Annotated in this window: 21 protein-coding genes, 1 pseudogene and 1 riboswitch; of the genes and pseudogenes, 6 read left to right on the forward strand and 16 right to left on the reverse strand. The window is 65.5% G+C overall.

The window, feature by feature from the left end; genetic code table 11:
* The 4 genes from AB0313_RS16480 to AB0313_RS16495 all read right to left on the reverse strand — a co-directional run.
* Nucleotides 1–128 (reverse strand): serine dehydratase beta chain (locus AB0313_RS16480; RefSeq protein WP_366306917.1); only part of this gene is annotated, 128 nt, incomplete at its 3' end.
* Nucleotides 129–480: 352 nt separating this feature from the next.
* Nucleotides 481–1,629, reverse strand: coding sequence for a glycine cleavage system aminomethyltransferase GcvT (gcvT, locus tag AB0313_RS16485; RefSeq protein ID WP_366306815.1), 1,149 nt, complete (start codon nt 1,627–1,629; stop codon nt 481–483).
* Between the two features lie 12 nt (nt 1,630–1,641).
* Entirely contained in the window at nt 1,642–4,491 is a 2,850-nt protein-coding gene (gcvP, locus tag AB0313_RS16490; RefSeq protein WP_366306817.1) for an aminomethyl-transferring glycine dehydrogenase, read from the reverse strand.
* A gap of 191 nt (nt 4,492–4,682) precedes the next feature.
* Nucleotides 4,683–4,780, reverse strand: a riboswitch (glycine riboswitch).
* A 93-nt stretch (nt 4,781–4,873) separates the two neighbouring features.
* A complete protein-coding gene (locus AB0313_RS16495; protein ID WP_141943543.1) occupies nt 4,874–5,410 on the reverse strand; it encodes a TetR/AcrR family transcriptional regulator in 537 nt (178 codons plus the stop codon).
* Between the two features lie 87 nt (nt 5,411–5,497).
* Between AB0313_RS16495 and AB0313_RS16500 the strand changes: the two genes are divergently transcribed.
* Both AB0313_RS16500 and AB0313_RS16505 read left to right on the forward strand, forming a co-directional pair.
* A complete protein-coding gene (locus tag AB0313_RS16500) occupies nt 5,498–7,054 on the forward strand; it encodes an MFS transporter (protein WP_366306819.1) in 1,557 nt (518 codons plus the stop codon).
* 162 nt (nt 7,055–7,216) lie between these two features.
* Nucleotides 7,217–8,773 (forward strand): APC family permease, encoded by a 1,557-nt coding sequence (locus tag AB0313_RS16505; RefSeq protein WP_307312591.1) that lies wholly within the window; start codon nt 7,217–7,219, stop codon nt 8,771–8,773.
* Between the two features lie 55 nt (nt 8,774–8,828).
* On the opposite strand, the gene AB0313_RS16510 is transcribed toward AB0313_RS16505, so the two are convergent.
* The 10 genes from AB0313_RS16510 to AB0313_RS16555 all read right to left on the reverse strand — a co-directional run bounded on the left by AB0313_RS16510 (nt 8,829) and on the right by AB0313_RS16555 (nt 19,361).
* Nucleotides 8,829–9,374 (reverse strand): hypothetical protein, encoded by a 546-nt coding sequence (locus tag AB0313_RS16510; RefSeq protein ID WP_141943549.1) that lies wholly within the window; start codon nt 9,372–9,374, stop codon nt 8,829–8,831.
* 158 nt (nt 9,375–9,532) lie between these two features.
* On the reverse strand, nt 9,533–9,835 hold the full coding sequence (locus tag AB0313_RS16515; protein WP_018762118.1) for a DUF4193 domain-containing protein: 303 nt from the start codon (nt 9,833–9,835) through the stop codon (nt 9,533–9,535).
* Nucleotides 9,836–9,927: 92 nt separating this feature from the next.
* Nucleotides 9,928–10,131, reverse strand: coding sequence for a hypothetical protein (locus tag AB0313_RS16520; RefSeq protein WP_366306822.1), 204 nt, complete (start codon nt 10,129–10,131; stop codon nt 9,928–9,930).
* 79 nt (nt 10,132–10,210) lie between these two features.
* On the reverse strand, nt 10,211–11,221 hold the full coding sequence (locus AB0313_RS16525; protein ID WP_307312595.1) for a LacI family DNA-binding transcriptional regulator: 1,011 nt from the start codon (nt 11,219–11,221) through the stop codon (nt 10,211–10,213).
* Nucleotides 11,222–11,225: 4 nt separating this feature from the next.
* A complete protein-coding gene (gene araA, locus AB0313_RS16530) occupies nt 11,226–12,746 on the reverse strand; it encodes an L-arabinose isomerase (protein WP_366306824.1) in 1,521 nt (506 codons plus the stop codon).
* 19 nt (nt 12,747–12,765) lie between these two features.
* Nucleotides 12,766–13,494: an L-ribulose-5-phosphate 4-epimerase gene (locus AB0313_RS16535; RefSeq protein WP_141943555.1), complete on the reverse strand. Its 729-nt coding sequence runs from the start codon at nt 13,492–13,494 to the stop codon at nt 12,766–12,768.
* Nucleotides 13,491–15,239 (reverse strand): ribulokinase, encoded by a 1,749-nt coding sequence (gene araB, locus AB0313_RS16540; RefSeq protein WP_366306826.1) that lies wholly within the window; start codon nt 15,237–15,239, stop codon nt 13,491–13,493. Before araB ends, AB0313_RS16535 begins: the two co-directional genes overlap by 4 nt.
* A gap of 156 nt (nt 15,240–15,395) precedes the next feature.
* Nucleotides 15,396–16,649 carry an MFS transporter gene (locus AB0313_RS16545; RefSeq protein ID WP_366306828.1) on the reverse strand — a complete coding sequence of 418 codons (1,254 nt, stop codon included), beginning with the start codon at nt 16,647–16,649 and terminating at the stop codon, nt 15,396–15,398.
* A 33-nt stretch (nt 16,650–16,682) separates the two neighbouring features.
* Nucleotides 16,683–18,851: an elongation factor G-like protein EF-G2 gene (locus AB0313_RS16550; RefSeq protein ID WP_366306830.1), complete on the reverse strand. Its 2,169-nt coding sequence runs from the start codon at nt 18,849–18,851 to the stop codon at nt 16,683–16,685.
* A gap of 84 nt (nt 18,852–18,935) precedes the next feature.
* Nucleotides 18,936–19,361 carry a ChaB family protein gene (locus tag AB0313_RS16555; protein WP_141943568.1) on the reverse strand — a complete coding sequence of 142 codons (426 nt, stop codon included), beginning with the start codon at nt 19,359–19,361 and terminating at the stop codon, nt 18,936–18,938.
* 1,083 nt (nt 19,362–20,444) lie between these two features.
* On the opposite strand from AB0313_RS16555, the gene AB0313_RS16560 reads away from it, so the two are divergent.
* Nucleotides 20,445–20,783 (forward strand): DUF1508 domain-containing protein, encoded by a 339-nt coding sequence (locus AB0313_RS16560; RefSeq protein WP_366306832.1) that lies wholly within the window; start codon nt 20,445–20,447, stop codon nt 20,781–20,783.
* A 292-nt stretch (nt 20,784–21,075) separates the two neighbouring features.
* Nucleotides 21,076–21,576 (forward strand): Hpt domain-containing protein, encoded by a 501-nt coding sequence (locus AB0313_RS16565; RefSeq protein ID WP_366306834.1) that lies wholly within the window; start codon nt 21,076–21,078, stop codon nt 21,574–21,576.
* A gap of 503 nt (nt 21,577–22,079) precedes the next feature.
* Here the strand turns inward: AB0313_RS16565 and AB0313_RS16570 are convergent.
* Together AB0313_RS16570 and AB0313_RS16575 are read right to left on the reverse strand one after the other, a co-directional pair.
* Nucleotides 22,080–22,494: pseudogene (locus AB0313_RS16570) on the reverse strand (substrate-binding domain-containing protein); the annotation flags it as partial.
* Nucleotides 22,495–22,724: 230 nt separating this feature from the next.
* The gene (locus tag AB0313_RS16575) at nt 22,725–24,455 is read right to left on the reverse strand and encodes a BTAD domain-containing putative transcriptional regulator (RefSeq protein ID WP_366306836.1); all 1,731 of its coding nucleotides are present in this window, start codon (nt 24,453–24,455) and stop codon (nt 22,725–22,727) included.
* Nucleotides 24,456–24,580: 125 nt separating this feature from the next.
* On the opposite strand from AB0313_RS16575, the gene AB0313_RS16580 reads away from it, so the two are divergent.
* Both AB0313_RS16580 and AB0313_RS16585 read left to right on the forward strand, forming a co-directional pair.
* Nucleotides 24,581–25,240 (forward strand): hypothetical protein, encoded by a 660-nt coding sequence (locus AB0313_RS16580; RefSeq protein ID WP_366306838.1) that lies wholly within the window; start codon nt 24,581–24,583, stop codon nt 25,238–25,240.
* Between the two features lies 1 nt (nt 25,241).
* Nucleotides 25,242–25,607 carry a DsrE family protein gene (locus tag AB0313_RS16585; RefSeq protein ID WP_366306840.1) on the forward strand — a complete coding sequence of 122 codons (366 nt, stop codon included), beginning with the start codon at nt 25,242–25,244 and terminating at the stop codon, nt 25,605–25,607.
* The last annotated feature ends 250 nt before the right edge of the window (nt 25,608–25,857 follow it).

Raw genomic sequence — 25,857 nt, forward strand, 5'->3', positions numbered from 1 at the left:
ACCCCACCCAGGACGCCGAAACTCTTGAGCTCCTCCGCGAACACAGCAGCAGCCCGCATCGGCCCCACAGTATGAGAAGACGACGGACCAATACCAATCGAAAACAGATCAAAGACACCAACGGCCATAACAATTCCTTACTAAAACTCTGATTCGTTTCGTGTTGCCGGGGTGGGTGCGACTGGCCGAATTCCTCCGCGTGCTCGGTCGCGAAGACGCCCGCTAAGCGGACGTGATGCTCCCTTAGACGCACGTCTCCGGAATCCGCCCAGTCGCCAACGCACGTCACCAAAGCGACGCGGCAGGCAGGTAACGTCGTGCCCACGAGCGCCGGCGGAGCCGGACTTTTCGAAAGCGTGCTCCCCACCGTCTCCCTAACCTCGCAAGCTCGGCCAGGGAACCCTGACGGCGTGGGCCCAGGGCAGGCGGGAAAATGTCCGGTCCGCCGTCGCGAAGGTGACCACGGGGCGGAACAAGGGACTACTTGACCCGCTTGTAGAACGGGAGGTCGACGACTTCGAAGGGTTCTGCCTTGCCGCGGAGATCGATGTCCAGGGCCGTGCCGGGTGCCGAGTACTCGACGTCGACGTAGGCCATGGCGATCGGGTAGCCGAGGGTGGGCGATGGCTGGCCGGAGGTGACTTCACCGACCGTGGCGCCGTCCTTGAGCACGGGGTAGTGCGCACGGCCGGCGCGGCGGCCCCTGCCTTTGAGCCCCACGAGGCGGCGGCCGGACGTGCTGCCGGCCCCGGCTTCCTTCTTGGCCTCCAGGGCGGCTTTGCCAACAAAGTCGCCTTCCTTGGAAAGCGCGACGACGGGGCCCAGGCCGGCGGCGAAGGGGTCGCCCTGCAGCGACAATTCATTTCCATACAGCGGCATGCCCGCCTCGAGGCGAAGGGAGTCGCGGGAGGCGAGCCCGGCAGGAGTCAGTTCCCTTTCGTCGGCGACGGCCATGAGTGCCTGCCACAAGGCGGGCGCGTCGCCGTTGTCCACGAAGATCTCGAATCCGTCTTCGCCCGTGTAGCCGGTGCGCGCGACCAGCAGTTCGTTGCCCGCGCCCCCTGCCAGGACCGGAACCTCGACGGCTGCGTAATACTTCAACTCCGTCACCAGGGAGTGCTGCGCCGCAGGCACCAGGCGAAGCAAGAGTTCCTGGGCCTTGGGACCCTGGACCGCGATCAGCGAGGTCCAGGCAGAGGCATCCTCCACCACCGCGTCGAAGCCTGCAACCCGTTCCCGGAGGGCTGCGGCCACCACGTCGGCGTTGCCCGCGTTGGGTACCACAAGAAAGACGTCGGTTCCGTCTTCCGCGGCGGGGCGGCGGTAGGTGATGAGGTCGTCGATGATGCCGCCGTCCTCGTTGCAGATCAGCGAGTACTTGGCCTTGCCCACGGCCATGGCGGAAATCTTCCCCACCAGGGCGTAGTCGAGGAACGCGGCCGCGTCAGGCCCGGTCACCCAGACCTCGCCCATGTGGGAGAGGTCGAACAGCCCGGCAGCCTTGCGGACGGCGTGGTGTTCGGCCAGTTCGGAGCTGTACTTCAGCGGCATCTGCCAGCCGCCGAAGTCGGTGAAGGACGCGCCCAGCTTCTTGTGCTCGTCGTAAAGGGCAGTGTATTTCTCGGTCATGATGCCGGTCCTTTAGTTTTCAAACTCTTCGAGCGGCGGGCAGGAGCAGATCAGGTTCCGGTCGCCGGCCGCACCGTCGATCCGTCCCACCGGGGGGAAGTACTTGTCCTGTTTGTGGTGGGCGGGGAAGGCGGCCTGCTCGCGCGGGTAGGCGCGGTCCCAGTCGGAACTGACGACGGCGGCTGCCGTGTGGGGTGCGCGGCGCAGCGGTGAGTCTGCAACGGCAAAGTCGCCTTTGGCCACCTGGTCGATTTCCTTGCGGATAGTGATCATCGCTTCGATGAAGCGGTCGATCTCGGCCAGGTCCTCGGACTCGGTGGGTTCCACCATCAGGGTGCCGGCCACCGGGAACGCCAGAGTGGGGGCGTGGAAGCCGAAGTCGATCAGGCGCTTGGCCACATCCTCCGCGGTGACGCCGGTCCGTGCGGTCAGTTCGCGCAGGTCCAGGATGCACTCGTGCGCCACCAGCCCGCCTTCACCGGTGTAGAGAACGGGGAAGTACTCGTTCAGCCGGGCGGCCACGTAGTTGGCGGCCAGCAGCGCGGACTTGGTGGCCTCGGTCAGGCCTTCCCCGCCCATCAGCTTCACGTACGCCCAGGAGATGGGCAGGACGCCGGCCGAACCGAACCGCGACGCGGAAATCGGCACGTCGGTGGCGCCGGAGCCGGCGCTCCAGGCGGTGGCGTCGCCCGGCATGAACGGTGCCAGGTGCGCCTTGGCAGCGACCGGTCCGACGCCGGGCCCGCCGCCGCCGTGCGGGATGCAGAAGGTCTTGTGCAGGTTCAGGTGCGAGACGTCGCCGCCGAACTTGCCAGGCTGCGCCAGCCCAACCAGCGCATTCAGGTTGGCGCCGTCGATGTACACCTGGCCGCCGGCGGCGTGCACGGCGTCGCAGACCTCGCGGACGTCCCCGTCGTAGACGCCGTGGGTGGAGGGGTAGGTGATCATGATGCAGGACAGGACGTCCCTGTTTGCCTCGATCTTCGCTTCAAGATCGGCGTGGTCGATGGTGCCGTCGGAGGCGGTGGCCACGACGACGACCTTCATGCCTGCCAGCACGGCGGAGGCGGCGTTGGTGCCGTGGGCCGAGGCGGGGATCAGGCAGACGTTGCGCTGCTGGTCGCCGCGGGAGTGGTGGTAGCCGCGGATGGCCAGCAGCCCGGCGAGCTCACCCTGGGAGCCGGCGTTGGGCTGGATGGACACCTGGTCGTAGCCGGTGATGGTGGTCAGGTCCGCCTCGAGGTCGGCGATCAGTTCGCGCCAGCCTTCGGTCTGGGAGTCCGGGGCGAACGGGTGGATGGAGGCGAACTCCGGCCAGGAGATGGCTTCCATCTCGGCCGTGGCGTTCAGCTTCATGGTGCAGGAACCCAGCGGGATCATGGTCCGGTCCAGCGCCAGGTCACGGTCGGAAAGCTTCCGGATGTAGCGCAGCAGCTGGGTTTCGGACCGGTGCGTGTTGAACACCGGGTGCTGCAGGTAGTCAGAAGAACGCTCGACGGCGGCCTCCAGCGCAAAGCCTTCACCCTCACCTGCGGTGGCGCCAAAGATGCCGGCAACCTGGGCGACGATGGCCGCCGTCGTGGTTTCATCCAGGGAGATGCCCACGGTGTCAGCGTCAACGCTGCGCAGGTTGATCCCGCGCTCCTCCGCGTCGGCAACAATCGCGGCGGCGCGTCCCGGGACACGGACAGTGACGGTGTCGAAGAAGCTCTTGTGCACCACCTCGACGCCGGCAGCTTCCAGCGACGCGGCCAGGGTGCGGGCGTGCCGGTGGGCGGTTCCGGCGATGGCCTTCAGTCCGTCCGGGCCGTGGTACACGGCGTACATGGAGGCGACGATGGCCAGCAGCGCCTGGGCGGTACAGATGTTGGACGTGGCCTTCTCGCGGCGGATGTGCTGCTCACGGGTCTGCAAAGCCAGGCGGTAGGCGGGAACACCGGCGTCGTCCTTGGACACGCCCACCAGGCGGCCGGGCAGCGACCGCTCCAGGCCCTTGCGGACCGCCATGTAGGCGGCGTGCGGGCCGCCGAAGAACAACGGCACACCAAAACGCTGGGCTGAACCGACGGCGATGTCGGCGCCCTGCTCACCCGGAGGGGTGATGAGGGTCAGTGCCAGCAGGTCCGCGGCAACGGTCACCAGTGCACCGCGGTCCTTGGCAGCCGAAATAACGCCCGACTGGTCCCAGACCCGGCCGGAAGCGCCCGGCTGCTGCAGCACTATGCCGTTGATGTCACCCTCCGGCAGCCCTTGGGACAGGTCGGCGACCTCCACCTCGAAGCCCAGCGCCTCGGCGCGGCCCTGCACGATGGCGATGGTCTGCGGGAGCACGTCAACGTCCAGGACGGTCCGGCCGTCCTTGGCATCCTTGTCCTTGTTGGCCCGGCGCATCAGGAGTACGGCCTCGGCCACGGCGGTGGCCTCGTCCAGCAGCGACGCGTTGGCAATGGGAAGGCCCACCAGGTCCTGCACCATGGTCTGGAAGTTCAGCAGGGCTTCAAGCCGGCCCTGGGAGATCTCAGGCTGGTACGGGGTGTAGGCCGTGTACCAGGCCGGGGACTCCAGGATGTTGCGGCGGATCACCGGCGGGGTCACGGTGTCGTAGTAGCCCTGGCCGATCAGCTGCACGGCGGTCTTGTTCTTCGCGGCAAGCTTCCGGAGCTCCGTAAGGACCTCCACCTCGCTGAGGGCGTCCTGCAGGCGAAGGGCTGTCTCCTGGCGGATAACTTTGGGAACAGCGGTGTCCACGAGGGAGTCGACCGTGTCGTAGCCTACGGCTTTGAGCATGGTGTCGACGTCGGCCTGGCGGCGCGCGCCGATATGGCGGTCTACGAAGGTGGTGGAGGCTGGGGTAACCGACACGAAGGAACTCCATTTACTCAGGCGGCGCAGGGTACGCCACAGCTATTCGGGTTCCTCCCCGCTCTGTATTGGACCTGAGAGTTTCCGCGGGGCCTGCCTGGACAGGACCCGCTTGCACCGTCGGTGAGCACAACAGTCTTTTCGCTCCCCAAGAGGAGGCGGGAAAACTGCCTGCTGCTTTCCAGAGGCGCCTCGCCGCGGCGGTACAGGGGCCTGCGAGATTCCTGGGGAGGATTTGCTCCTACGGCGCCTGCCTGTACTTCCGGCAGAACTCTCCCGCCGCAGATCAAAGGCTATTCATTTATGGGCTGGTAATGGCCGGTGGCGGCCCTCACAACTCTCCATTGTCCTACGCCTCGACCCCTCGCGGCAAATGCCGGGGCTACCTCCGGAGACGCTCCAAAGCGGCAAGAAGTTCCTCCACGTCAGCGGCCGCTCCCCCCTCGGGGGCCGGACCAACGGACAGCATCGCGTTGAAGTACAAGCCGTCCCCCATATAGAGCACCGCCTTTGCCAGCCCGGGCCCCACATCCGCGGCAATCTCGTCCAGCCAGCGCTGCTGGATGGCCGCGAATCGCCGCCGCGTTTCTTCATGCGCCACTTCGGCAAGCCTGGTGGCTGCCACGATCACCCTGTCGAGTGGGGTGTCGGCCCATACGGAGGAACGGATGAAGTACGCTGCCGCGCCTTCGCTGGCTGACGCCATGGCGTCGGCGTCCGCCTTGGCGAGGCCTTCCAGGCGGTCAAGCAGCACAGCGATAAGCGCTTCCTTGTTGGGAAAGTGGTAGAGCAGGCCACCCTTTGAGACCCCGGCCTTCCGGGCCACGGCGTCAAGGGTGGCTGCGCGCTCCCCCACCTCGATCAGCAGGGACTCGAAGGCGTCAAGAACCGCGTCACGGGCTACAGGCTTTCGGGGCATGGTTTCCATCATGCCTCCCACGGGCTCCGGAACCTGCAAGGCAGCAGCGGGTTTCAAACTATACCGTCCAGACGGTACAGTTATCACATGACTACTTACACCAGCGCCGTGCCGGCACAACGGAAGGGCACTACGCACCGCTCCCCGAGGCGGGACTGGCTGGCCCTCGGGCTGCTGATGTTCCCAGTCCTGCTGGTCGCGGTGGACAACACCGCCCTGACGTTCGCCCTGCCCGCCATCACCCGCGCCCTGGAACCCACGGGCGTGCAGCTCCTATGGATTGTGGACACCTACCCCCTGGTACTGGCCGGGCTGCTGGTCTCAATGGGCAGCCTTGGGGACCGCATTGGCCGGCGCCGGTTGCTGGTTACCGGGGGCGTGGGCTTTGCGGTGCTGTCAGCAGCAACGGCCTTTGCACCTACGCCCGAATGGCTGATCGCCGGCCGCGCCGCCCTGGGATTCTTCGGGGCAATGCTGATGCCGTCCACCCTGTCACTGATCCGCAATATCTTCCCCCAGCCCAACCGGCGGAGGCTGGCGGTGGCCATCTGGGCCGCAGGGTTCTCCGGCGGCGCAGCCCTGGGGCCCATCTTCGGCGGGTGGCTGGTGGAGCGGTTCTGGTGGGGCGCGGTATTCCTCGTCGCCGTACCCCTCATGATCCCCCTGCTGGCGCTGGGGCCTGCACTCATCCCGGAATCAAGGGACCCCGCGCCGGGGAAAGTGGACATGCCGAGCATCCTGCTCTCCCTGCTGGCCATGGTGCCTGCGGTGTACGGGATCAAGGCCGTTGCCACCGAAGGGCCCGGCCTAACGGCGGTGGGCAGCATCCTTTTCGGCCTGGCAATGGGAACCGTGTTCGTCCGGCGCCAGCGCCGGCTGGAACACCCGCTGCTGGACATGTCCCTGTTCCGGAACAGGGTGTTCAGCATGGCCATCAGCGCCAACATCCTGGCCCTGTTTTCCTTCAACGGCTTTATCCTGTTCCTGGCCCAGCACCTCCAGCTCCTCGAAGGCATGACCCCGTCCGCCGCAGGCATTGCGATGATCCCGGCCCTGGTAGCCACGGTGGTGTCCGGCCTGGTGGTGGTGCCGCTGGTCCGGAGGGTCCGGCCCGGGTACGTTGTGGCGGCGGGGCTGACGTTCAGCGCAGTGGGCTACAGCATGGTGGCGCTGGGGAACCACGACGGCGGCCCCTCGCTGCTGCTGGCAGCCCTCCTGGTCCTGGCGCTGGGCGTCGGCACCGCGGAAACCATTTCCAACGACCTCATCCTCGGCTCCGCGCCCCCGGAAAAGTCGGGCGCTGCCGCCGCCATTTCCGAAACGGGTTACGAGGTGGGCGCATTGCTGGGGACCGCGGTGCTGGGCTCCATCCTGACCGCCTCCTACCAGCACAACCTCCGGCTGCCCGCAGGGCTGGATGGGACACTCGCGGCGCCCACGCTGCGTAACGCCGGGGAAACGCTCGCCGGCGCAATGGAGGCCGCAGCCAACCTGCCGGCTCCTGCGGCGGCAGCCGTGAAGGCGGCCGCCGAATCCGCCTTCGACTCAGGGGTCCACATCACGGCGGCGATTGCGTTGGTACTGATGGCGACGGCGGCAGTCCTCTCCGCCGTCGTCCTCCGGAAGGTGCCCAAAGCGTCTTAGCCGGGGGGCCCGGCAGCATCCCGGAAAGCCCAGCGATCACCCAAACTGTCATAAACGAACGCGATTCATATGCGTCTTGCATCACAGGGCCGGCACCCCCATACTAAATGAACGCCATTCATATAGTGACTCCCGTCTCACATCCTTCCAGAAAGTGGTGCCATGACAGAGACAATCCGCACCAGTACGGCCAAACCCGGTCCGCACGCCCACGCCCCCTCCTCGGACGGCGTCAGCGCCAAGGGACTCAAGGGTGGGCAGCTGGGTCTCCTGGCCGTCGTCGTCCTGGGCATTTCAACCATCGCCCCCGCCTACACGCTCACCAGCGCACTCGGACCCACGGTCAACGAAGCCGGACTCCAGCTGCCCGTCATCTTCCTGATCGGGTTCATCCCCATGATCCTGGTCTCGCTCGCCTACCGGGAGCTCAACGCCGACTCCCCGGACAGCGGCACCACCTTCACCTGGGTCACCAAGGCCTTCGGCCCCTGGGTGGGCTGGATGGGCGGGTGGGGCCTGCTGGCCGCCAACATCATCGTGCTGTCCAACCTGGCCGGCGTCGCCGTCGACTTCTTCTACCTCTTCCTGTCCCAGCTCACCGGCTCCGCCGAACTGGCTGACCTGGCGGACAACAAAGCCCTGAACGTCCTGACCTGCTTCGTCTTCGTGGCGCTGGCCGTCTGGGTCAGCTACCGCGGCCTGCACACCACCAAGCTGGTGCAGTACAGTCTGGTGGGCTTCCAGCTGCTGGTCCTGGGCCTTTTCGTCGCCATGGCCTTCGCCAACTGGTCCACCTCGGAGACGGCCATCCCGTTCAGCTGGGACTGGTTCGACGTGACCAAGATCGAGACGTTCGGCCAGATCGCGGCCGGCATCTCGCTGTCCATCTTCGTGTACTGGGGCTGGGACGTCTGCCTGACCGTCAACGAGGAAACGGCGAACGGCCAGAAAACTGCCGGACTCGCCGGCACCCTGACCGCCATCATTGTCCTGGCCATCTACCTCCTGGTCAGCATCGCCACCATGATGTTCGCCGGCGTCGGGGACACCGGCAACGGCCTGAACAACGCCGACAACCAAGAGAACATCTTCACGGCCCTGGCCTCCCCCATCATGGGCCCCTTTGCCATCCTGATGTCCCTCGCGGTGCTTTCCAGTTCGGCAGCGTCTTTGCAGTCCACCTTCATGTCGCCCTCACGGAGCCTGCTGGCCATGGCCCACTACGGCGCCCTGCCGGAACCCTTCAGCCGGGTCAGCAGGAAGTTCTCGACGCCGGGATTCGCCACCATTGCTGCCGGGGTGCTTTCCGCGGGGTTCTACGCTGTCATGCACGTGGTCAGCGAGAACGTCCTGAATGACACCATCCTGGCACTGGGCCTGATGATCTGCTTCTACTACGGCCTCACCGCCGTGGCCTGCACCTGGTACTTCCGGCACAGCCTGTTCAACAGCGTCCGCCACTTCTTCTTCCGCCTTGTGTGCCCGGTGGTGGGCGGCGTGGGCCTGTTCGTGGTGTTTGCCCAGACCGCCGTGGACAGTCTCTCCCCTGAGTTCGGCAGCGGTTCGGAGATCTTCGGCATGGGCCTGGTGTTCATCCTGGGCATCGGCATCCTGGCGCTGGGCGCCGTCGTCATGCTCATCATGTCCCGCACCCACCCCGGCTTCTTCCGCGGCGAAACCCTCAGGCAGGACACCCCTGCCCTGGTGGTTCCGGAATAAACCGCCAACACCAAAGGTGCCGTGCCCGCATCAGGGGCACGGCACCTTTGTGCTGTCACCAGAAGTGCGCCACATCGATCACCAGGCGTGACCCGGTGCCGGGACCATCGAGGGTAAAAACCCTGAACGGCAGGCGGCCACGGACTCCCAGTCCCAGGCTGGTATACCCTTCGAAGCTTCCGGCGGAGACCACTTGGCGGAAGGTCTGATAGCCGGAAACGTTGCTGAGCTCATTCCTGTCAGCTGGGTTATACGTGGGATTGCCGTTCTGGTCGTAGGAGGGCGCCTTGATGCTGACATGCAGCCGCGCGCCGCCCCGCACCGGGATGAACGCCCCCGAGCCCTCCTGCTCTATGCGCGGTACGTACTGCACGGTGTAGGAGACCGCAGGACCGTTGAGGTCAACCACCAGCCGGTCAAAACAGTAATGCTGCCCGGTCCGGACATTGGTGACGGATGCGGTGCCTGCGTCCTGGCCGGACTTCGCAAGCGAGCCCCAGGTGAGGCCGCAGTAGGGAGCCGCCCACGCAGGCGCCTGAACCGCGAAGCCCAGCACTGCAGCCAACACGACGGCTGCGAGCCAGGTAAAGAACTTTTTCATTGCAGTGCCGTCCAGGAATCAAAACCATTGGATGCTTCCAGCGTAGGAGGGGTGACGGCCGGATACGAGGGTCCATTTTGATAACGACGGCGGTTGGAGACAAAGCAGCGCCGGCCGCCTCAGGGAGGTGGCCGGCGCTGTGGAATCCAGGAAGTCAGTTAGCCTTCGCAGTCGCGGCAGTACTTCAGGCCGTCCTTTTCACGGGCAACCTGCGACCGGTGGCGGACCAGGAAGCACGACGAGCAGGTGAACTCGTCGGACTGCTCGGGAACCACAATGACGGTCAGTTCCTCGTTGGACAGGTCGGCGCCGGGGAGGTCGATACCTTCAGCAGTGTCGTTCTCGTCGACATCGATAACCGCGGTCTGCGCGTTGCCGCTCCGTGACGCCTGGAGGGCCTCGAGAGAGTCAGCGGGCGACTCTTCTTCCTGCTTGCGTGGAGCATCGTAATCGGTAGCCATAACGTATTCACTTTCGTTGCTGCGCAGCGCCATTTCAGGCACCTCAGTGAAGCAGTTTAGGGCATCATCCCGCTAGTGGCGCAATAGTGTGGCTAAGCAGACATTCCGCCGTTTCCGGACGTGGCTTCCACGTGCTCCGACCGGGCCAGGTCCGCGCCCACGGACACCCCGCTCAATGCCGGCAACCAGCCCCAGCGGCTGGCGTCGGCCATGGCCGCAGCGGCCTGGGAGCCGGACTCGTAGGTAAAGGTGTCCAGGAGCCAGTCGCGGAGCCGGAGGAGCAGGGTAACCGTCATGCCTGCAACGTACGCAGCAATTGTTGAGGCCACGTTTCGAAGGCGTCTCCCACGGATTAAATCCGCTCCCCCGAAGGTACTACGGGATCCGCTGGGGTGGGGCGGTGCTGCTGCGCAGGACCAGTTCAGGCTCCACCACCAGGGTGCGGGCTTCCTCCATCCCGGCCAGGGCCGCCAGCATCATGTCCACGCACCGCCTGCCCAGTTCCTCGAAGTCCTGCCGGACCACGGTCAAGGGTGGGCTGAAGTAGCCGGCCTCGGGCTGGTCGTCGAAGCCCACCACGGACATGTCCCTGGGCACCCTGAGGCCGGCCTCATTCAAGGCCCGCAGGACCCCGAGGGCCATCTGGTCGTTGGCCACGAAGAGGGCAGTGGCACCGCGGCCGGCCGCAATCGTCCGCCCGATCCGGTAACCGCTGCCGGCGCTCCAGTCGCCCTCGATCATCAGGTCCGCATCGAGCCCGGCCGTTGCCAGGGTGCACCGCCATCCCTCGGCGCGTGCCACCGCGTCGATCCAGTCCTGCGGTCCCGCGACATGGGCGATCCGGACGTGACCCTGCCTGATCAGGTGCTGCACCGCCAGCTCCGCCCCGCGGCGCTGGTCCACCTTCACACCGCCAACGGCATGGTTTCCGTCCGGGCCCACGGCCACCACCGGCACTCCGATGGGCAGTTCCGCCAGGGCGGCCGGTGTCTCCAGGTGCGGAACAATGACCACGATCCCATCGACGGACTGGTCCTGGAAGTGCCGGACGGCGTCCAGGATCGAGCCCCGGGTGACCTCCCTTAAGGCGGCGACGCTGACAAAGTAGCCTGCGTCCCGTGCAGCACACTCCACCCCCAAAAGGGTGTTGGCCGGACCAAACTGCGAGAGTTCGCCGGCCAGCACGCCGATGGTCTGCGAGCGCCGGGTGACCAGGCTCCGGGCGGCGGTGTTGCGGCGATAGCCGAGCCGGACTATGGCCGCCTCCACCTTCCGGCGGGTTTCCGGGCTCACGTTGGGGTGGTTGTTGACCACGCGGGACACGGTTTGGTGCGAGACCCCGGCCAGCTCCGCCACGTCCTCCAGCCGGGGCCTCAGCAAGGGCACCCGGTCAGATCCCGCCGGCCAGTTTGTAGTAGGCGGCGTTCCAGTTCAGGTCCTTCTTGAACTGGCGGATGGTGGTGCCTTCATCGATGGTGAGCAGTTCCGTTTTGGCAATGTCGGCGAAGTCCTCGAACACGTCCAGGCCCACCTGGGTGGAAAGCACGGTGTGGTGGGCCGCGCCGGCGGTGAGCCACGCCGCGGCGGAGGTGGCGAAGTCCGGCTTGGGCTCCCACAGGGCGCGCGCCACGGGGAGGTTGGGCAGGGGCTGGACCAGGGGAACGACGTCGACGGCGTTGGCCACCAGGCGGAAGCGGTCGCGCATGTCGGACAGGGCGACGACGACGCCAACCGAGGCGTCGGCGTCGAACACCAGGCGGACGGGGTCTTCCTTGCCGCCGATGCCCAGCGGGTGGATTTCCAGCCGCGGCTTTGCAGCGGTCAGCGAGGGGCACACCTCGAGCATGTGCGCTCCGAGGATCTTTTCCGAGCCGGGTTCCAGGTGGTAGGTGTAGTCCTCCATCAGGGAGGCGCCGCCGGGAAGGCCTGCACCCATCACCTTGGCGGCACGGACCAGGATGGCGGTCTTCCAGTCGCCCTCGGCACCGAACCCGTACCCGGCGGCCATGAGCCGCTGCACGGCCAGGCCGGGCAGCTGGCGGAGCGCGCCAAGGTCCTCGAAGGAGGTGGTGAAGGCGGCGGAGCCGTTGGCTTCCAGGAAGCTGCGCAGCCCCAGTTCGATCCGGGCGCCGTAGCGCAGCGATTCATGCCGTGCCGCGCCTGCGCGGAGTTCCGGCACCACGTCATACAGGTCCTCGTACTCCGCCACCAGGGCGTCGACGTCGGACTCCGCAGCACCGTGCACGGCGTCGGCGAGCTCGTTGACCGACCAGGTATTCACCGCGACGCCGAACCGCAGCTCAGCCTCGGTCTTGTCGCCTTCGGTGACCGCCACGTTGCGCATGTTGTCGCCAAAGCGGGTGAGCTTCAGGGTGCGTACGGCGGCCCAGCCGGCCGCGGCCCGCTGCCAGGTGCCCACCTGGCGGGCCACCTCGGGGTTGGAAACGTGGCCGACGACGGTCTTCCGGGCAATGCCCAGACGGGACTGGATGTACCCGAACTCGCGGTCGCCGTGCGCCGCCTGGTTCAGGTTCATGAAGTCGAAGTCGATGTCCGCCCAGGGCAGGTCGCGGTTGGCCTGGGTGTGCAGGTGCAGCAGGGGCTTGCGCAGCAGGTCCAGGCCGGAGATCCACATTTTGGCTGGACTGAAGGTGTGCATCCACGCCGTCACGCCGATCACGGAATCATCCGAGTTCGCCTCCAGCGCGGTGCGGCGGATGGCGTCAGAGTCGGTCAGCACAGGCTTCCACACGATCCGCACGGGGACGGCGGACGAGGCATTGAGCTGGTTGGCGATCTCCTGCGACTGGGCCGCCACCTGCTTGAGGACTTCCTCGCCGTAGAGGTGCTGGCTGCCGGTGAGGAACCAGACTTCGTAGCCGTCGAGGGAGGTGTTTGCTGCGGTATTCATGGGTTCTCCTGAAAAGTTTTCATTGGCCGTAGACGTTCTGATAGCGGGCGTAGAGGGAGTCAATGTGGCCCTGGTCGATGGGCAGCGGCTCACCGAGCTGCCGGGAGATATGGACGGTGCGGGCCACTTCCTCGCACATCACGGCCGCCTTCACGGCGGACCGGGCATCCTTGCCAATGGTGAACGGGCCGTGGTTCTGCATCAGCACCGCCGGCGAGCTGGAGTTCTTCAGCGTCTCCACGATGCCGTGGCCGATCGAGTCGTCGCCGATCAGAGCGAAGGGACCCACCGGAATGGAGCCGCCGAACTCATCACCCATCATGGTCAGCACGCACGGGATGGCCTCACCACGGGCGGCCCAGGCGGTGGCGTAGGTGGAGTGGGTATGCACCACACCGCCCACTTCGGGCATGTGACGGTAGACATAGGCGTGCGCAGCAGTGTCCGACGACGGCGACAACGGCGGGTTGCCCCAGTCGACGGTCCCGCCCCCACCAACATTGGTACCCCTCACCGGAGTGCCATGCAGGTCGGTGACAATCATTTGTTCCGGCGTCAGCTCCTGGTAGGAAACACCGGAGGGCTTGATCACCATGAGGTCGGTACCCGGCACGCGGGCGGAAACATTGCCCGCCGTCCACACCACCAATCCGTACCGGGTCAGCTCGGCGTGCAGGGCGCACACTTCCTCGCGGATCCGGGCAATAGTCTGCAGGATTCCGGTTTCGGTTCCCGTTCCGGCGGTCATGCGGAGACCTCCACGGCAGTTTCGGCCTGCGAACCCGACGTAGGGACAACCGTGCCGGCGGCCTTGCGCTGGATGGCCTTGAGCCGGTGCATCACGTCATTGCTGCCGCGGCCGAAGTAATCATGCAGCGTCTTGTACTCCTGGAACAGCTCGTTGTAGGCGGCCACGTTGTCCGGGATCGGGGTGTAGACCTCGCCGGGTTCGGCGCCCATGGCGGCGGCAGCTTCCCGGATGTCCGCGTACTGTCCTGCCGCGACGGCGGCGTGGATCGCCGATCCCAGGGCCGGGCCCTGCTCCGAGCCGATGGTGGACAGCTGCAGGCCGGTGGCGTCCGCGTAGATCTGCATGAGGAGTTTGTTCTTGAGCAAGCCGCCGGCCACGATGAATTCCTTGACCGGGACACCGGCGTCACGGAAGGCGTCCACAATGGTGCGGGTGCCGAACGCGGTGGCTTCCAGCAGCGCGCGGTAGGTGTCCTCCGGCCTGGTGGCCAGGGTCTGCCCCACCACGATGCCGGAGAGCTCGTGGTCCACCAGGACCGAGCGGTTGCCCGAGTGCCAGTCGAGTGCGATCAGGCCGTGCTCCCCGATGGCCTGCTGCGAGGCCAGTTCGGTGAGGTACTCGTGGATCCCCAGGCCGGCGTTTCCGGCAGCCTGGTGGTATTCGGGCGGGACGCCGTATTTGGTGAACCAGCCAAAAATGTCGCCCACGCCTGACTGGCCGGCCTCGTAGCCCCACAGACCGGGCACGATGCCTCCGTCCACGGCCCCGCACATGCCCGGCACCTCACGCAGTTCCGCGCCGTTCATCACGTGGCAGGTGGAGGTTCCCATGATGGCCACCAGCTGGCCGGAGTCCACCGCCTTGGCAGCCGGGGCCGTGACGTGCGCGTCAACGTTTCCCACGGCCACGGCGATCCCCTCCGGCAGGCCGGTCCATGCAGCAGCCTCCGCCGTCAGGGTGCCAGCGGCGTCGCCCAGCCTCCCGATGGTGTGCTCCAGCTTGGAGCTGACAAAGTCCTTGAAATCCGGATTCAGGGCAGCGAGGAAATCCTCCGACGGGTAGCGCCCGTCCTGGTAAATGCCTTTGTAGCCTGCCGTACACGCGTTCCGAACGTATCGGCCGCACAGCTGCCAGACAATCCAGTCGGCCGCCTCCACCCAGTGGTCCATCTCGGCGTAGGCCTCCGGATCCTCTTCCAGCAGCTGCAGCCCCTTGGCGAACTCCCATTCCGAGGAGATCAGGCCACCGTAGCGCGGGAGCCAGTCCTCTCCACGTTCGGCGGCAAGCTTGTTGATCCGGTCAGCCTGCCCCTGCGCTGCGTGGTGGCGCCATAGCTTCACGTAGGCATGCGGGCGGTTGGCGTAGCCCGGCAGTTCATTGAGCGGTGTTCCGTCCGCCTTCACCGGCACCATGGTGCAGGCGGTGAAGTCGGTGGCAATTCCGACGACGGCGGCCGGGTCGATCCCTGCGTCAGCCACCGCCCCGGGAACAGCCTTGCGCAGGACCTCCCGGTAGTCGTTGGGCACCTGAAGTGCCCATTCCCCCGGAAGACGCGCCCCGTCGTCGCCCGCTGTGTCACGCGGCAGGACGTCGGTGACTACGGCGTGCGGGTACTCGTGAACGGCGCTGCCCAATTCCATTCCATCCCGGACCCGCACCACCACGGCACGGCCCGAAAGGGTTCCGTAATCCACTCCGATGACGCAGGGGTCGGAGCTGGAAGTAAACAACGTCTCTGGCATGGTGCTGCCTCCATCCGGGAGGCGGGGCCTCATTACCGGGTTTGTAGGGGTCGTGATCAAGCTAGGTGCTGGAGATAGTGTGAACGCTAACATGACTGGATGTCAAGGATCGATGGCTTGCCGCGCAGACGGCGTGCGTTCGTGGGAGAGGCTTGGTCAGGGAGCGGCGGCCGCCCCCGTGGCGGCGTCTGCCGGCGAGTGCCGGCGCCGGCTCAACATGATGAAGGGCGCGGCCAGCAGCTGCACCACGCCGCCGATAGCCAGTGACGCGGGGTACCCGTAAATATCTGCCGAGCGGCCGAGCAGGGGCTGCACCACCACTCCCCCGCTTGAGCCCATGAGCGAGGCAAAGCTCAGGACCGTTGCCCGCTGTTTCGAGGCGATCATGTCATTCAGGTAGGCCTGGCGCACGGGCGTGCCCGCGGAGGCCACCACTGCCCACACCACCAGCAGCACCAGGGCCAGCCAAAAGCTGTGGGTGGCCAGGAGCACCATCAGGACCACCGAGCTGGAGACCGTGGACGCGATCAGGACCGTGGTCCGGCGGCGGACCTGTTTCCGGACCACCGGAGCCAGCCAGCCGCCCACGATTTCCGCTGCTGCAACAATGGCCGCCGCCAGCCCCGCGATGGCGTAGGCCCTGGGATCGCCGAAGAGCTGCAGGAGATACGGCTGCAGGGCATAGAAGACATAAAACCCCACCCCCTCAGTGAACGGGGCGGCCAGCATCATGAACCGTACCGGTGGGTTCCCCAGTCCGCCGTCCACGGACGCCTTCAGGACTGCCCGGGTGGCCTGCAGCGGGTGGGCCGAACGCTCAGGTGTGAAGCCGACGTCGTGCATGAGCACAAAGGCCACCACGAACATTGCCACGAGCACCGCGACGCGCAGCAGGAAGGGCACCCCCAGGTTGGTTGCCTGGGCTATCACGCCGCCCGCGACCGACCCGGCCAGCATGGCGATGCCAGACACGATCTGGCCGCGGCCAAGGACCGCTTCCAGGCCGCCCTCGTAACCGGAAAAGTGCAGCGCATCCACCAGCCATGCCTCCACGGCCCCGGAAAAGAAGGTGAAGCCCAGGCCCAGCAGTGCGGACACCGCAGCCCACCACCAGAACGGCGCAGACAATTGCCACAGCAGGTAATAGAGGTACGTGGACCCCGCCAGGGTCACGGTGCCCAACAGGAACGACACGCGCCGTCCCCAGCTGTCCGCCACGACGCCTGTGGGAACCTCGAAGAGCACCATCCCTGCGGTGAAGAAGGCGTTCGCGGCGAACGCCTCAAAGTTGTTCAGCCCGGCGTCCAGCAGGAACAGCGTGTTGATCCCCCAGATGAACGAAGCAGCAAGGGTGTTTCCCAGCGTCAGTATGAGGTAGGTGCTCTGGATCTTTCGCGCCGCGGCGTTCACAGGGTGCTCTTTGGCGGTTCCCGCGTGGCGGCGTCAGGACGGAGTGTGGTTGGAGGGGACGGGGTCATGGCGCAGGTACTGCCGCCGGAACCGCCCTGTACCGGCCGTCAGGGCGCGCAGTTCCACCGCGTACCGCAGGAGTTCCTGGTCCGGAACCTCCGCGCTGATCTCCGTCAGCCCCTGGCCTGAGGAGGTAGTGCCTGTCAGGCGCCCGCGGCGGCCGGACAGGTCACTCATCACCGTGCCCACATGTTCGTCCGAAACCGTGATGGACACTGAAGACACCGGCTCCAGCAACTGGATCTTCCCCGCCGCTGCAGCCTCCCGGAGGGCCAGCGCCCCGGCAGCCTGGAATGCCGCATCGGAGGAATCAACGCTGTGCGCCTTGCCGCCCACCAGGGTCACGCGAAAATCCACCATGGGAAAACCAGCTGAAACGCCCTTCTCCATCTGTGCGCGGATCCCCTTTTCGATGGACGGGATGAAGGTACCGGGGATGACTCCGCCCACGGTCTTGTCCACGAACTCGAACCCGCCTCCCCGCTCCAGCGGCTCCACTTCGATATCGCACACCGCGTACTGGCCGTGGCCACCGGACTGTTTGACGTGCCGGCCATGGCCGGACGCGGGAGCCGCAAAAGTTTCCCGCAGCGGGGTCACTACCTCCACGGTATGCAGTTTCACTCCCTGTTCCCGCAGCCGGTCCAGGACCACCTCGGCATGCGCCTCGCCCATGCACCACAGCACCAGCTGGTGCGTCTCCGCATTCCTGTCCACACGAAGCGTGGGGTCCCCTGCCGCGATCCGGCCAAGGCTGCGGGCCAGGGCGTCCTCGTCGCTGCGGGAATCGGCTTCCACGGCAACAGGCAGCAGCGGCTCCGGCATTTCCCAGGTTGCCAGCAGCAGCGGGTTCTCCCGGGCCGAGATGGTGTCGCCGGTTTCGGCGCTGCCCAGCTTTGCCAGGGCACACATGTCCCCCGCCACGCAGAAGGGAACAGGCCGCAGGGTGGCGCCCAGTGGCGAGTATAGATGCGTGATGCGTTCATCGGTGTCGTGGTCCTGGTGGCCGCGGTCAGCCAGGCCGTGGCCGCCGACGTGAACCGGCGAATCCTCGCTCAGCGTCCCGGAGAAGACCCGCACCAGGCAGATGCGGCCCAGGAAGGGATCGTTGGAGGTGCGGACCACCTCGGCAGCGAGCGGACCGGACGGATCGCATTCCAGGGTCCCGCCCGGCTCCCCCGCAAGGTCCGTCGTGTCGGGGAGGCTGCGTTCAACGGGCGCCGGGAAGGCCCGCACCAGCAGGTCCAGCAGTTCCGCGGTGCCCAGCCCAGTGACGGCGGACGTGGGCAGCACCGGAAAGAAGGACCCGCGGGCGACGGCGGTTTCCAGGTCGGTTGCCAGCGCTTCGGTGTCGATGTCCCCGCCTTCGAGGTAGCGGTCCATCAGCGTCTCGTCTTCGCTTTCGGCGATGATTCCCTCGATCAGGGCACCCCTGGCAGTCTCCGCGTCCGAAAGCTCGTCCGGCGCTGCTGCCCGGATCCCGGGTGTTCCCTCCCCCGGGGAGTACTCCCTGACTTCCTGCGACAGCAGGCCCAGCAGGCCTGTGACCTCACCCCCGGTCCGGACCGGGACGCACAGCGGCAGCACGCCGTCGCCGAACGCTTTCCGGCAGGCGGCCAGGGCGGCGTCGTAGTTTGCCCGCGGATGGTCCAGCCGGGTGATGACGACGGCGCGTGGCAGCCTCATGTGCCCGCACTCGCCCCAGAGCGCGGTGGTGGTGGCGTCGATCCCCTCGACGGCGGACACGACGAAAAGTGCCCCATCGGAAGCCCGGAGTCCCGCGCGTAGCTCACCGATGAAATCGGGATAGCCCGGCGTATCCAGGAGATTAACCTTGGTGTCATCCAGCATGAGCGGAACCAGGGACACCGTGACGGACCGTTGCTGGTGCACGGCAGCGGGGTCGGAGTCGCTGACCGTGGTGCCGTCCGCGATGGAACCCTTGCGGGTAATCATGCCGTTGGCGGCGAGCAGGGCCTCGATCAGCAGCGTCTTCCCGGCACCGGAGTGCCCCACCAGGGCCACGTTCCGAATCCGGGCCGGGTCCTGGGCCGCGATGGCGCCGGCCTGGTCCGCCCGCTTGGAATCAGGCCCGTTCCTGCCGGCCGCCCGCGCTGACTCCCTGGTGCTCTTGACCGACATTGGAACCTCCTGGCATCGTTGCCGACCGGACCGGACGTGTCCTCTGATTCGACACCTTGGCGGACGGGACGGCAAGAGCGGAGGCTATTTACTGCGGGCTTTGCGGGTGGCGGCGTCGTTGGCCTTTTGCAGTGCCCGGACCAGTTGTTCCTTGTCCATCCTGGACCGGCCTTTGACGTCCAGTTCCTTGGCCAGCTTGTAGAGGTGTTCCTTGGAGGCGTTGGCATCGACGCCGCCGGCGGTGTGTTCTGACGAGCGGACTCCCTGCTCTGCGCGCTTGTCGGAGGGGCCGCGTTGTTCCTTGGGTTCCCAGTGGTCGCCCACCTTCTCGTAGCTGTGCTTCAAGGAAGCGTACGCCGCGCGGGCGGCCCGTTGTTCGTCCTGGCCGTAGGACTCCAGGGCGGAGTCGTAGGTCTTCGCGAACGTATCCTGCGCCTTCTGGTCAGAACGCTGCAGGGTCGAGGGAATTTCGTCCTTGCGGGCATGGTGGTTCTTGCCGGTCTTGGGCATGGCACCCATCCTCCTTTAGTCAGCACGCTGATCATTCGGATGGATCCAGCTTAGACCCGGAGGTGGTATGGAGCCCCCTGTCGGATTCGAACCGACGACCCCCGCTTTCGATCCGACTGCCCAATACGAGTGCGAAAGTAGTCCAAAAAGCCCGGAATCTAGAGGTTTTTGCAGCTTACGACAAGCGGTGAATAGCGGTCGTTTGTCGTTGATTATGGTGAGTTAATGGTGAGTCGGTGGCATCGTGCTCGACTATCGGCGGCTGCCGTGCTCGGCAGAGGCAGCGGCCCCCGGCGAAGCTGGGTCCTTTCCACGAAGAGCCCCTTTCGTCGGGCTTGGCGCCATCCGCTGCGATACCCTCATCAGAAATGCTGTCAGGCTCACTCCTAGCGTGCCGCCATGCAGCCACTTGACCGTGAGCAAGTGAAAGAATGGCCGTTGCTTGTCATTCGGATAGTTCATCGTCGCTGGGCGGGCCCTCCATGCAACCAGGGCGCTTCGCGCCGCTCGCAGTCCAAAACTTCGTTCGGCGCTCCGTCGTCGCTTATTTCCTCACGGATTTTTGGACCGCTCACGGTTCCCCAAGTTGCACTCCTGCCCCTAAACCCAGCGGTGGATCCCCTATCAGAACGACGCCGAAATCCTATGACGAGCGGCTGTCACTTAGGCCTTCTTGAAACCTGTTGCTTATGCCGAGGCATAGTGCGGTTGCTTTCCTGGAGAGGCCGGATTGCGGGCGCTCCTGGCCAGGGAGGATTGTTATCCGTTCCACCTCCACGCGTCAGCCTTGACTGACCACGAGGGAGGGAGGACACGTCTGTTGCCGACCATGAACGATCAAGGCCCCTTGCGTACTCCGCGGGCACGGTTCGCCCGGGCGGGGACCGAGAGCGCGGGATCACTTCCGCTGGATGCCAAGTGAAGCCTTGCGCCGGCAGCTGCCCCTGCGAAAGACTCGGGGAACGCATGCTGAATTGATGGAAATTTGGAGCGGGATACCACTATAAAGCGCCGGCAACGATGCCGACGCGTAGTGGCGGCAATGACGCAGCCTCGGATATCCCGCATACCGGAAGGATCGCAATGGCAGGAATGTTCGAACTGTTTGTGGACGCAAAATCAGCCTTCAGGTTCCGGCTGACAGCCCCGGACGGCACCGTGATGGCAGTATCCAAACCCTTTGAAACCAAAACCGAGGCCGTGGCAGGTATCGCTGCCGTTCGCGAGTATGCAGGAATGGGTCTGATCACCGACTCCTGCATGACCCTCAATGAAATCGATCGACGGGCCCACGATGACCCGGCCGCGCCTGCCGCGGACTCACTGAAGGTCCCCAAGATTGACTTCCACACCCGCGCGAGGGCGGTCCGCCGCCCCGTCTCCGGTCCGCGCTGGGCCGGGGCAGTTCACAACCTTTCCTGAACAACTGGGAAGGACCTCTTCCACCCTCGCCAGCACATTGACCTGTATCAACTGTCGGCTCTTTACGATGCTTGGGAGGTAGTCGTCAAGGTTACCGGGAGAGGCAACGCTGGCTTCGCCGGCGGCAGTGGAGCCGCCCCATATTGCTGGCTATTAATCTTGAGGGAATCTTGATTGGGTGCGAGCACCCGCTTGATCCTCATCTGGGAGAGTGTCACGGGTCAGGTCAAGCAGAGCGCCTGGTCCTTAGGCTGTCGTCGGTTCCGCGCGCTCATGATTCATGAGGATCCGTTTGGAAACCACCGTCAACATATATGGTGAACAACGACTGGGGGCCGCTGAGACGCTGGGAACAGCGGGGGCTGAAGCGGGCCGTTCTGCGGCGGCCGCCTGTGGCGACAACCCGATTCTCGACCTGCAGAGTCTGTGGGACATCGCCGACGATACTGGCGGCCCTGCTCTGGCCCTTCGATTTCTCAGCGACTTCTTCAGTTTGCAGCCGGTTCGACTGTCGCGGCTCCTTGCCGCTCTGACTGCCGAGGAGCCCGCGGCATCCGTTGATTCCGTACTGAGCCTGCAGACTGCTTCGTCCATGGCAGGGGCAACGGAAATCGCCGAGCACTGCGCGCGTATCTTGCCACTTGTCGTGGCCCGTGACTTCCCGCGTGCGCGGGAGCAGGTAGCGGCTCTGGAACGCAGTGTCGACGTTTTGGTGGCTGCGTCTCCCATGCTGCTGGCGCACGCCGAGGCCCGGCTTGGCGCCATGGGTGCCGTGGCTGCGATTTCTCCCTAGGTTGACGGAACATCGGTTATCGGCTCTCGGTGGTGGTCGTTCGACAGGAGGCCCGGTCGTGAAATTGGTGACGATCTAACAGGGACCCAGGCGAGTGTGAAGGTCCGTCTTTGGGGTCCTTCGGGAATCGGCAGCTTGACGCCGAGATTACTTAGGGGCCGACAATGCGCCAGAGCTGGGCGGCAAAACTATCGGCGCCCACATCGGCTGTTACAACAGTAGCGAGGGCAACAACAAGGGAAGCAATGGAGACCCGGAGGGCAAGCCGGCTTACCTTGTAACTATCGGCTGAGGCCAGGGTTTCTGCGAGGGCCGAATTGGGAGCAAAAGACCCCCACGTCTGTTTGCTCAATCGCGGGGGTCGTTCTACAACTAGTCCGAGGATTACGGAAAGCGGATTGTTGCTTCTGCAAAAGTAGTACCGCAGATGTTAGTTTCCAAATTGGCTCGCTCACGCACTTTCCTGTTGGCCGGTGAGCTCAGCATGGCGCGTTTGGGGTTATCTAGCCTGGCATGGTGGGAATTTCCGCACGCGAGCATCTGCCTTTCCCGTGATCACGGGGCCGACTGGTGCTGCTGCGCTGAATAAGTTCTGGTTCCACCACCAGCGTCCGGGGACCTTCCCCTCCCCCGAGTACCGTGAGCATCATGTCCATGCAGCGCTTGCCCAGTTCTTCGAAGCCTTGCCGGACCGTGGTCAGCGGCGGCCTGAAGTAGGCGGATTCCGGCTGGTCGTCGAAGCCCACCAGGGAAACGTCGTTCGGTACGTCCAGACCTGCTTCCTTCAGTGCGCGCAGGACCCCGAGGGCCATCTGGTCGTTGGCGACGAAGAGGGCAGTGGTACCGCGGCCGGCCGCAATTGTCCGCCAGATCCGGTAACCGCTGCCCAGCACTCCAGTCTCCTTCGAAAAGGAGACTGGAGTGCGGGGAGCCCGGCGGCCTGAAGGGTGAACTGCCTTAGGCGGGCAACGGGCAGACGTGCACGATTTAGTAATTGGCCTCAACGCTTTCCCCAAGCCGCCGAGTGACCTGGTGCGAACACACTCTGCCTCCCTTAAGGGACCCGCTATCACCCTGCAATCACAGGCCACCCATGCCCGCCACCGGTCCAAGAAGTACGCAAGTCCGGCTCGGAGGAGCGTGAGCACCTACCCGAAAGGGGTGCTCCTGCGGTGGGGGCTCGCCGCGGCTTCGAGACAGCGGTCGGCATCGGGCTGACTGCCGGCCCGGATGTACTCGTGGGCCGCCTCGCGGAACATCGCCCACGATTGCTCATCCGCGCCCTCGGCCTGGCGAAGGATGCCTCGGGCTTCCCACACTGCGCCGCTCCACAGGCCTCCTTGCCACATACCTGCGATTCCTTCGGCTCTGCTGAGGAAGGAGTGCGCTTGATCAAGTTCGCCGGCCCGTGCGCAAGCCGCCGCCGCACTGGTCAGGTAGCCCATCGAGCAGGGCTCGCAGGAACGCATCGCGCTCAGGTCCCGATCGGCGAGCCGCACGACGGCGAGGGCCTTCTTCGAATCGGCAGCTGCCTGAATCATGGTTCCAAAGACACGCACCAACAGGTGGGTGGCAAGTTCTGATCGGACAGCGAAAGAGCGCGCCCGGCTGAGCAGCCGGTTCGCGTCGAACTTCCGGCCGCCGATGAGCGCGACTTCGGCCAGTCTCTGCCGCGAGAGGGCGGATCCGGAAAGACACCCTTCGCGGTCATTCGCCTCCGCCGCCTGGGAGAGATCCTTCTGAGCCTCGGTAAGGTGTCCGGCAAGCAACTCGGCCTCGCCAAGCATGAGTTGCCCCAGGGCGGCACCGCTTCCCGAGCCTGCCTCCGCAGCGATCCTCATCATTTGACGGGCGAAGTCAGCAGCGATGGCGTAACCATCAGGCCCTGCGAGGTGGTACTCGGCGAGACAGAGGTGCGCGTCGTAAACGATGGGCTCCATGTTGGCCCGCATGCGCATGGACTCGCCGAGTTCCTCGGCGAAACGCTCGCGCCAGCGGCCTTGGGCCGTAGCGACCTTGGCGAGGATCACAGCGGCTTCTCCGAGCTCTCGGCCTAAGCTGGAGTCAAGGGCGATGGAACGCGCTTCCTCCGCTGCGCGCTCCGCCTCCTTGAGGTCGTTACGGTTCAGATGCACCAAGGCCCACGCGAGCAGGGCGTGGGCACGTTCGGCCTGGGTCGGCTGGAGCGCTCCTTCGGCGCTCAGGACATCCTCGTAGAGAGCGATCGTCGACCGGTCCGGCCCGACGCCCAAGTGGTCACGGAGTGCCCCGCGCAGCCGCTCGAACCGCCGGATCGCCTCTCTGCGTTCGCCCGCGTTCAGATGGGCGCGCATGAGTGCACGGGCCGCCTGCTCGTCGGTAGGGTCTTCGTCGAAGAGCCGCTGCCACATTTCCCCCACGCGCAGAAGATCCAGATACAGCTGGCGCAGACGCTGCCGTGGCTCCCCCAGCCAGGACTCGTAGCGGTCGTCGGGAAGGAGTTCGCCGTAGTAAAGATTCGCGGCGGCCCGGCAGGCCGAAAGATTACCCGCAGCCAGCGCTTGGCGTGCTGCACCCTCGAAGCCCTCGACGTCGCTGTGGACCTGGGCGCCAGGCCAGAGAACGAGCACCCCCTGATGGCTCACCACGGCCTGCGCGTCTGCTGTGGCGCGCCGGACGAAATACAGGGCCTTGCGGAGGTTTGTGCCCGAGGCTTGGGGACTACTCTCGGGCCAGAGAGCCTCCATGACCTGCGACCGGTGCAGCCGTACGTCAGGGGAAAGCACGAGCAGCTTCAGAACATCTGCTGCCCGACGACTTCGCCAAGCATCCCCGGGAACCAGCTTGCCGTCGACGGCTACGGCAAACTTCCCCAGGACCTGGAAATCCACTTCCTTCACTACTGCGATAGTAATCGACAGCCCCGGCTCCCGACAGCGTTCACAGCGGAACGTTTGCGGAACGGTGCCCACCGTAGCGTGAGCAGAAAGAAGCCGAATCGAGAACGAACCCAAGAGGAGGGGCCATGCTCTCCCAAGATACGAACAACAGCCTGCCGGGAGGCCCTCCCGCGGCTGGGCCGCGCGAGGTCGCGGCCGCTTTTCTGAACGCCCTGGGCGCCCGCGAATTCACGAAAGCCCAATCGCTGCTCGCCGCGGACATCCAGTTCAGGATGCTGGTCCCGGGCAGACTCATGACAGATCAGGGTGCACACGCCACCATCCGCCGGTTTAGTGGCTGGTTCGCGGGGGCCGACCAGTTCCAGATGCAGGTCTCCAGCGCCCAAGAGATCGAAGGCCGTGCGGTGGTGACGTACCGCTTCCGGCTCCACGATGTGAGGGGATGGCTGCTGCTCGAGCAGCACCTGATGCTCGACGTCGGCATCGACGGTCGCATCGAAGCGATTGATCTGCTCTGCTCGGGCTTCCGTCCAAGCACCGTGGACGAGCCGGATCACGTGCACCCGTACGACGCCGGTAACCTCGGGTGCGCCGACGGTCTCGCCCGAAAGTTCCGCGAACAGATCCAACACATCCCAATCGGCGACGTGCTCTTGATCAGCACCCGCGATCCGGCTGCCAAAGAGGATCTGCCTTCCATGGCCCGTCTGATGGGCCACGTTGTTCATTCGATCAAAGCACCAGGAGACGGACGCCTGCTGGTGAGTGTGGAAAGGGGACGATGAGATGAGCGAGAAGCTGATCTTCAACTGCACCGACGGAAAGGAAGAACCCGAGCGCGCCACGCTTCCGTTTGTCGCCGCGAACGTGGCCGCGGCCGCAGGCCAGGATGCCATCGTGCTGTGCACGATCGAAGCCGTGTGGCTCGGGACCAAAGGCGGAACCGATGGAGTGGCCCAGCCCGGGCTGCCGGAGCTCGGCGACTTGTACACCGAGTTCATCGATAACGGCGGACAAGTATGGCTGTGCGGGGCGTGCGCCAAACCCCGAGGCATCACCGAGAAGCAACTCGAGAAGGGGTCAATCATCGTCGGAGCCGCCAAGGTCGTGGAGGAAGTCCTGGCCGGAGCCAAAACGATCGCGTTCGCCTGACCCTCCACGCCAGCTCCGGATGATGCCTGAGAGCCGCCGGCACGGCCGGATTCACATTGACCTTGATTGTGTAAATGGCATAGCACGGGTTTAGGAACACGGGTTGTTCTGCTGAACTGAAAGCAACCCCATTTGCGGATATCCTCCGTATCTCACACCCTCACGTTTTACCTCGGTTCACCCCTGGTGCTGGCGTGTGGTGGCCTGGGCAGGCTTAGGCTTGTTGGCGGGCTGGCGGTGTCAGGCGACC

This window comes from Pseudarthrobacter sp. NPDC080039, assembly GCF_040702335.1.
Lineage (GTDB): Bacteria > Actinomycetota > Actinomycetes > Actinomycetales > Micrococcaceae > Arthrobacter > Arthrobacter enclensis_A.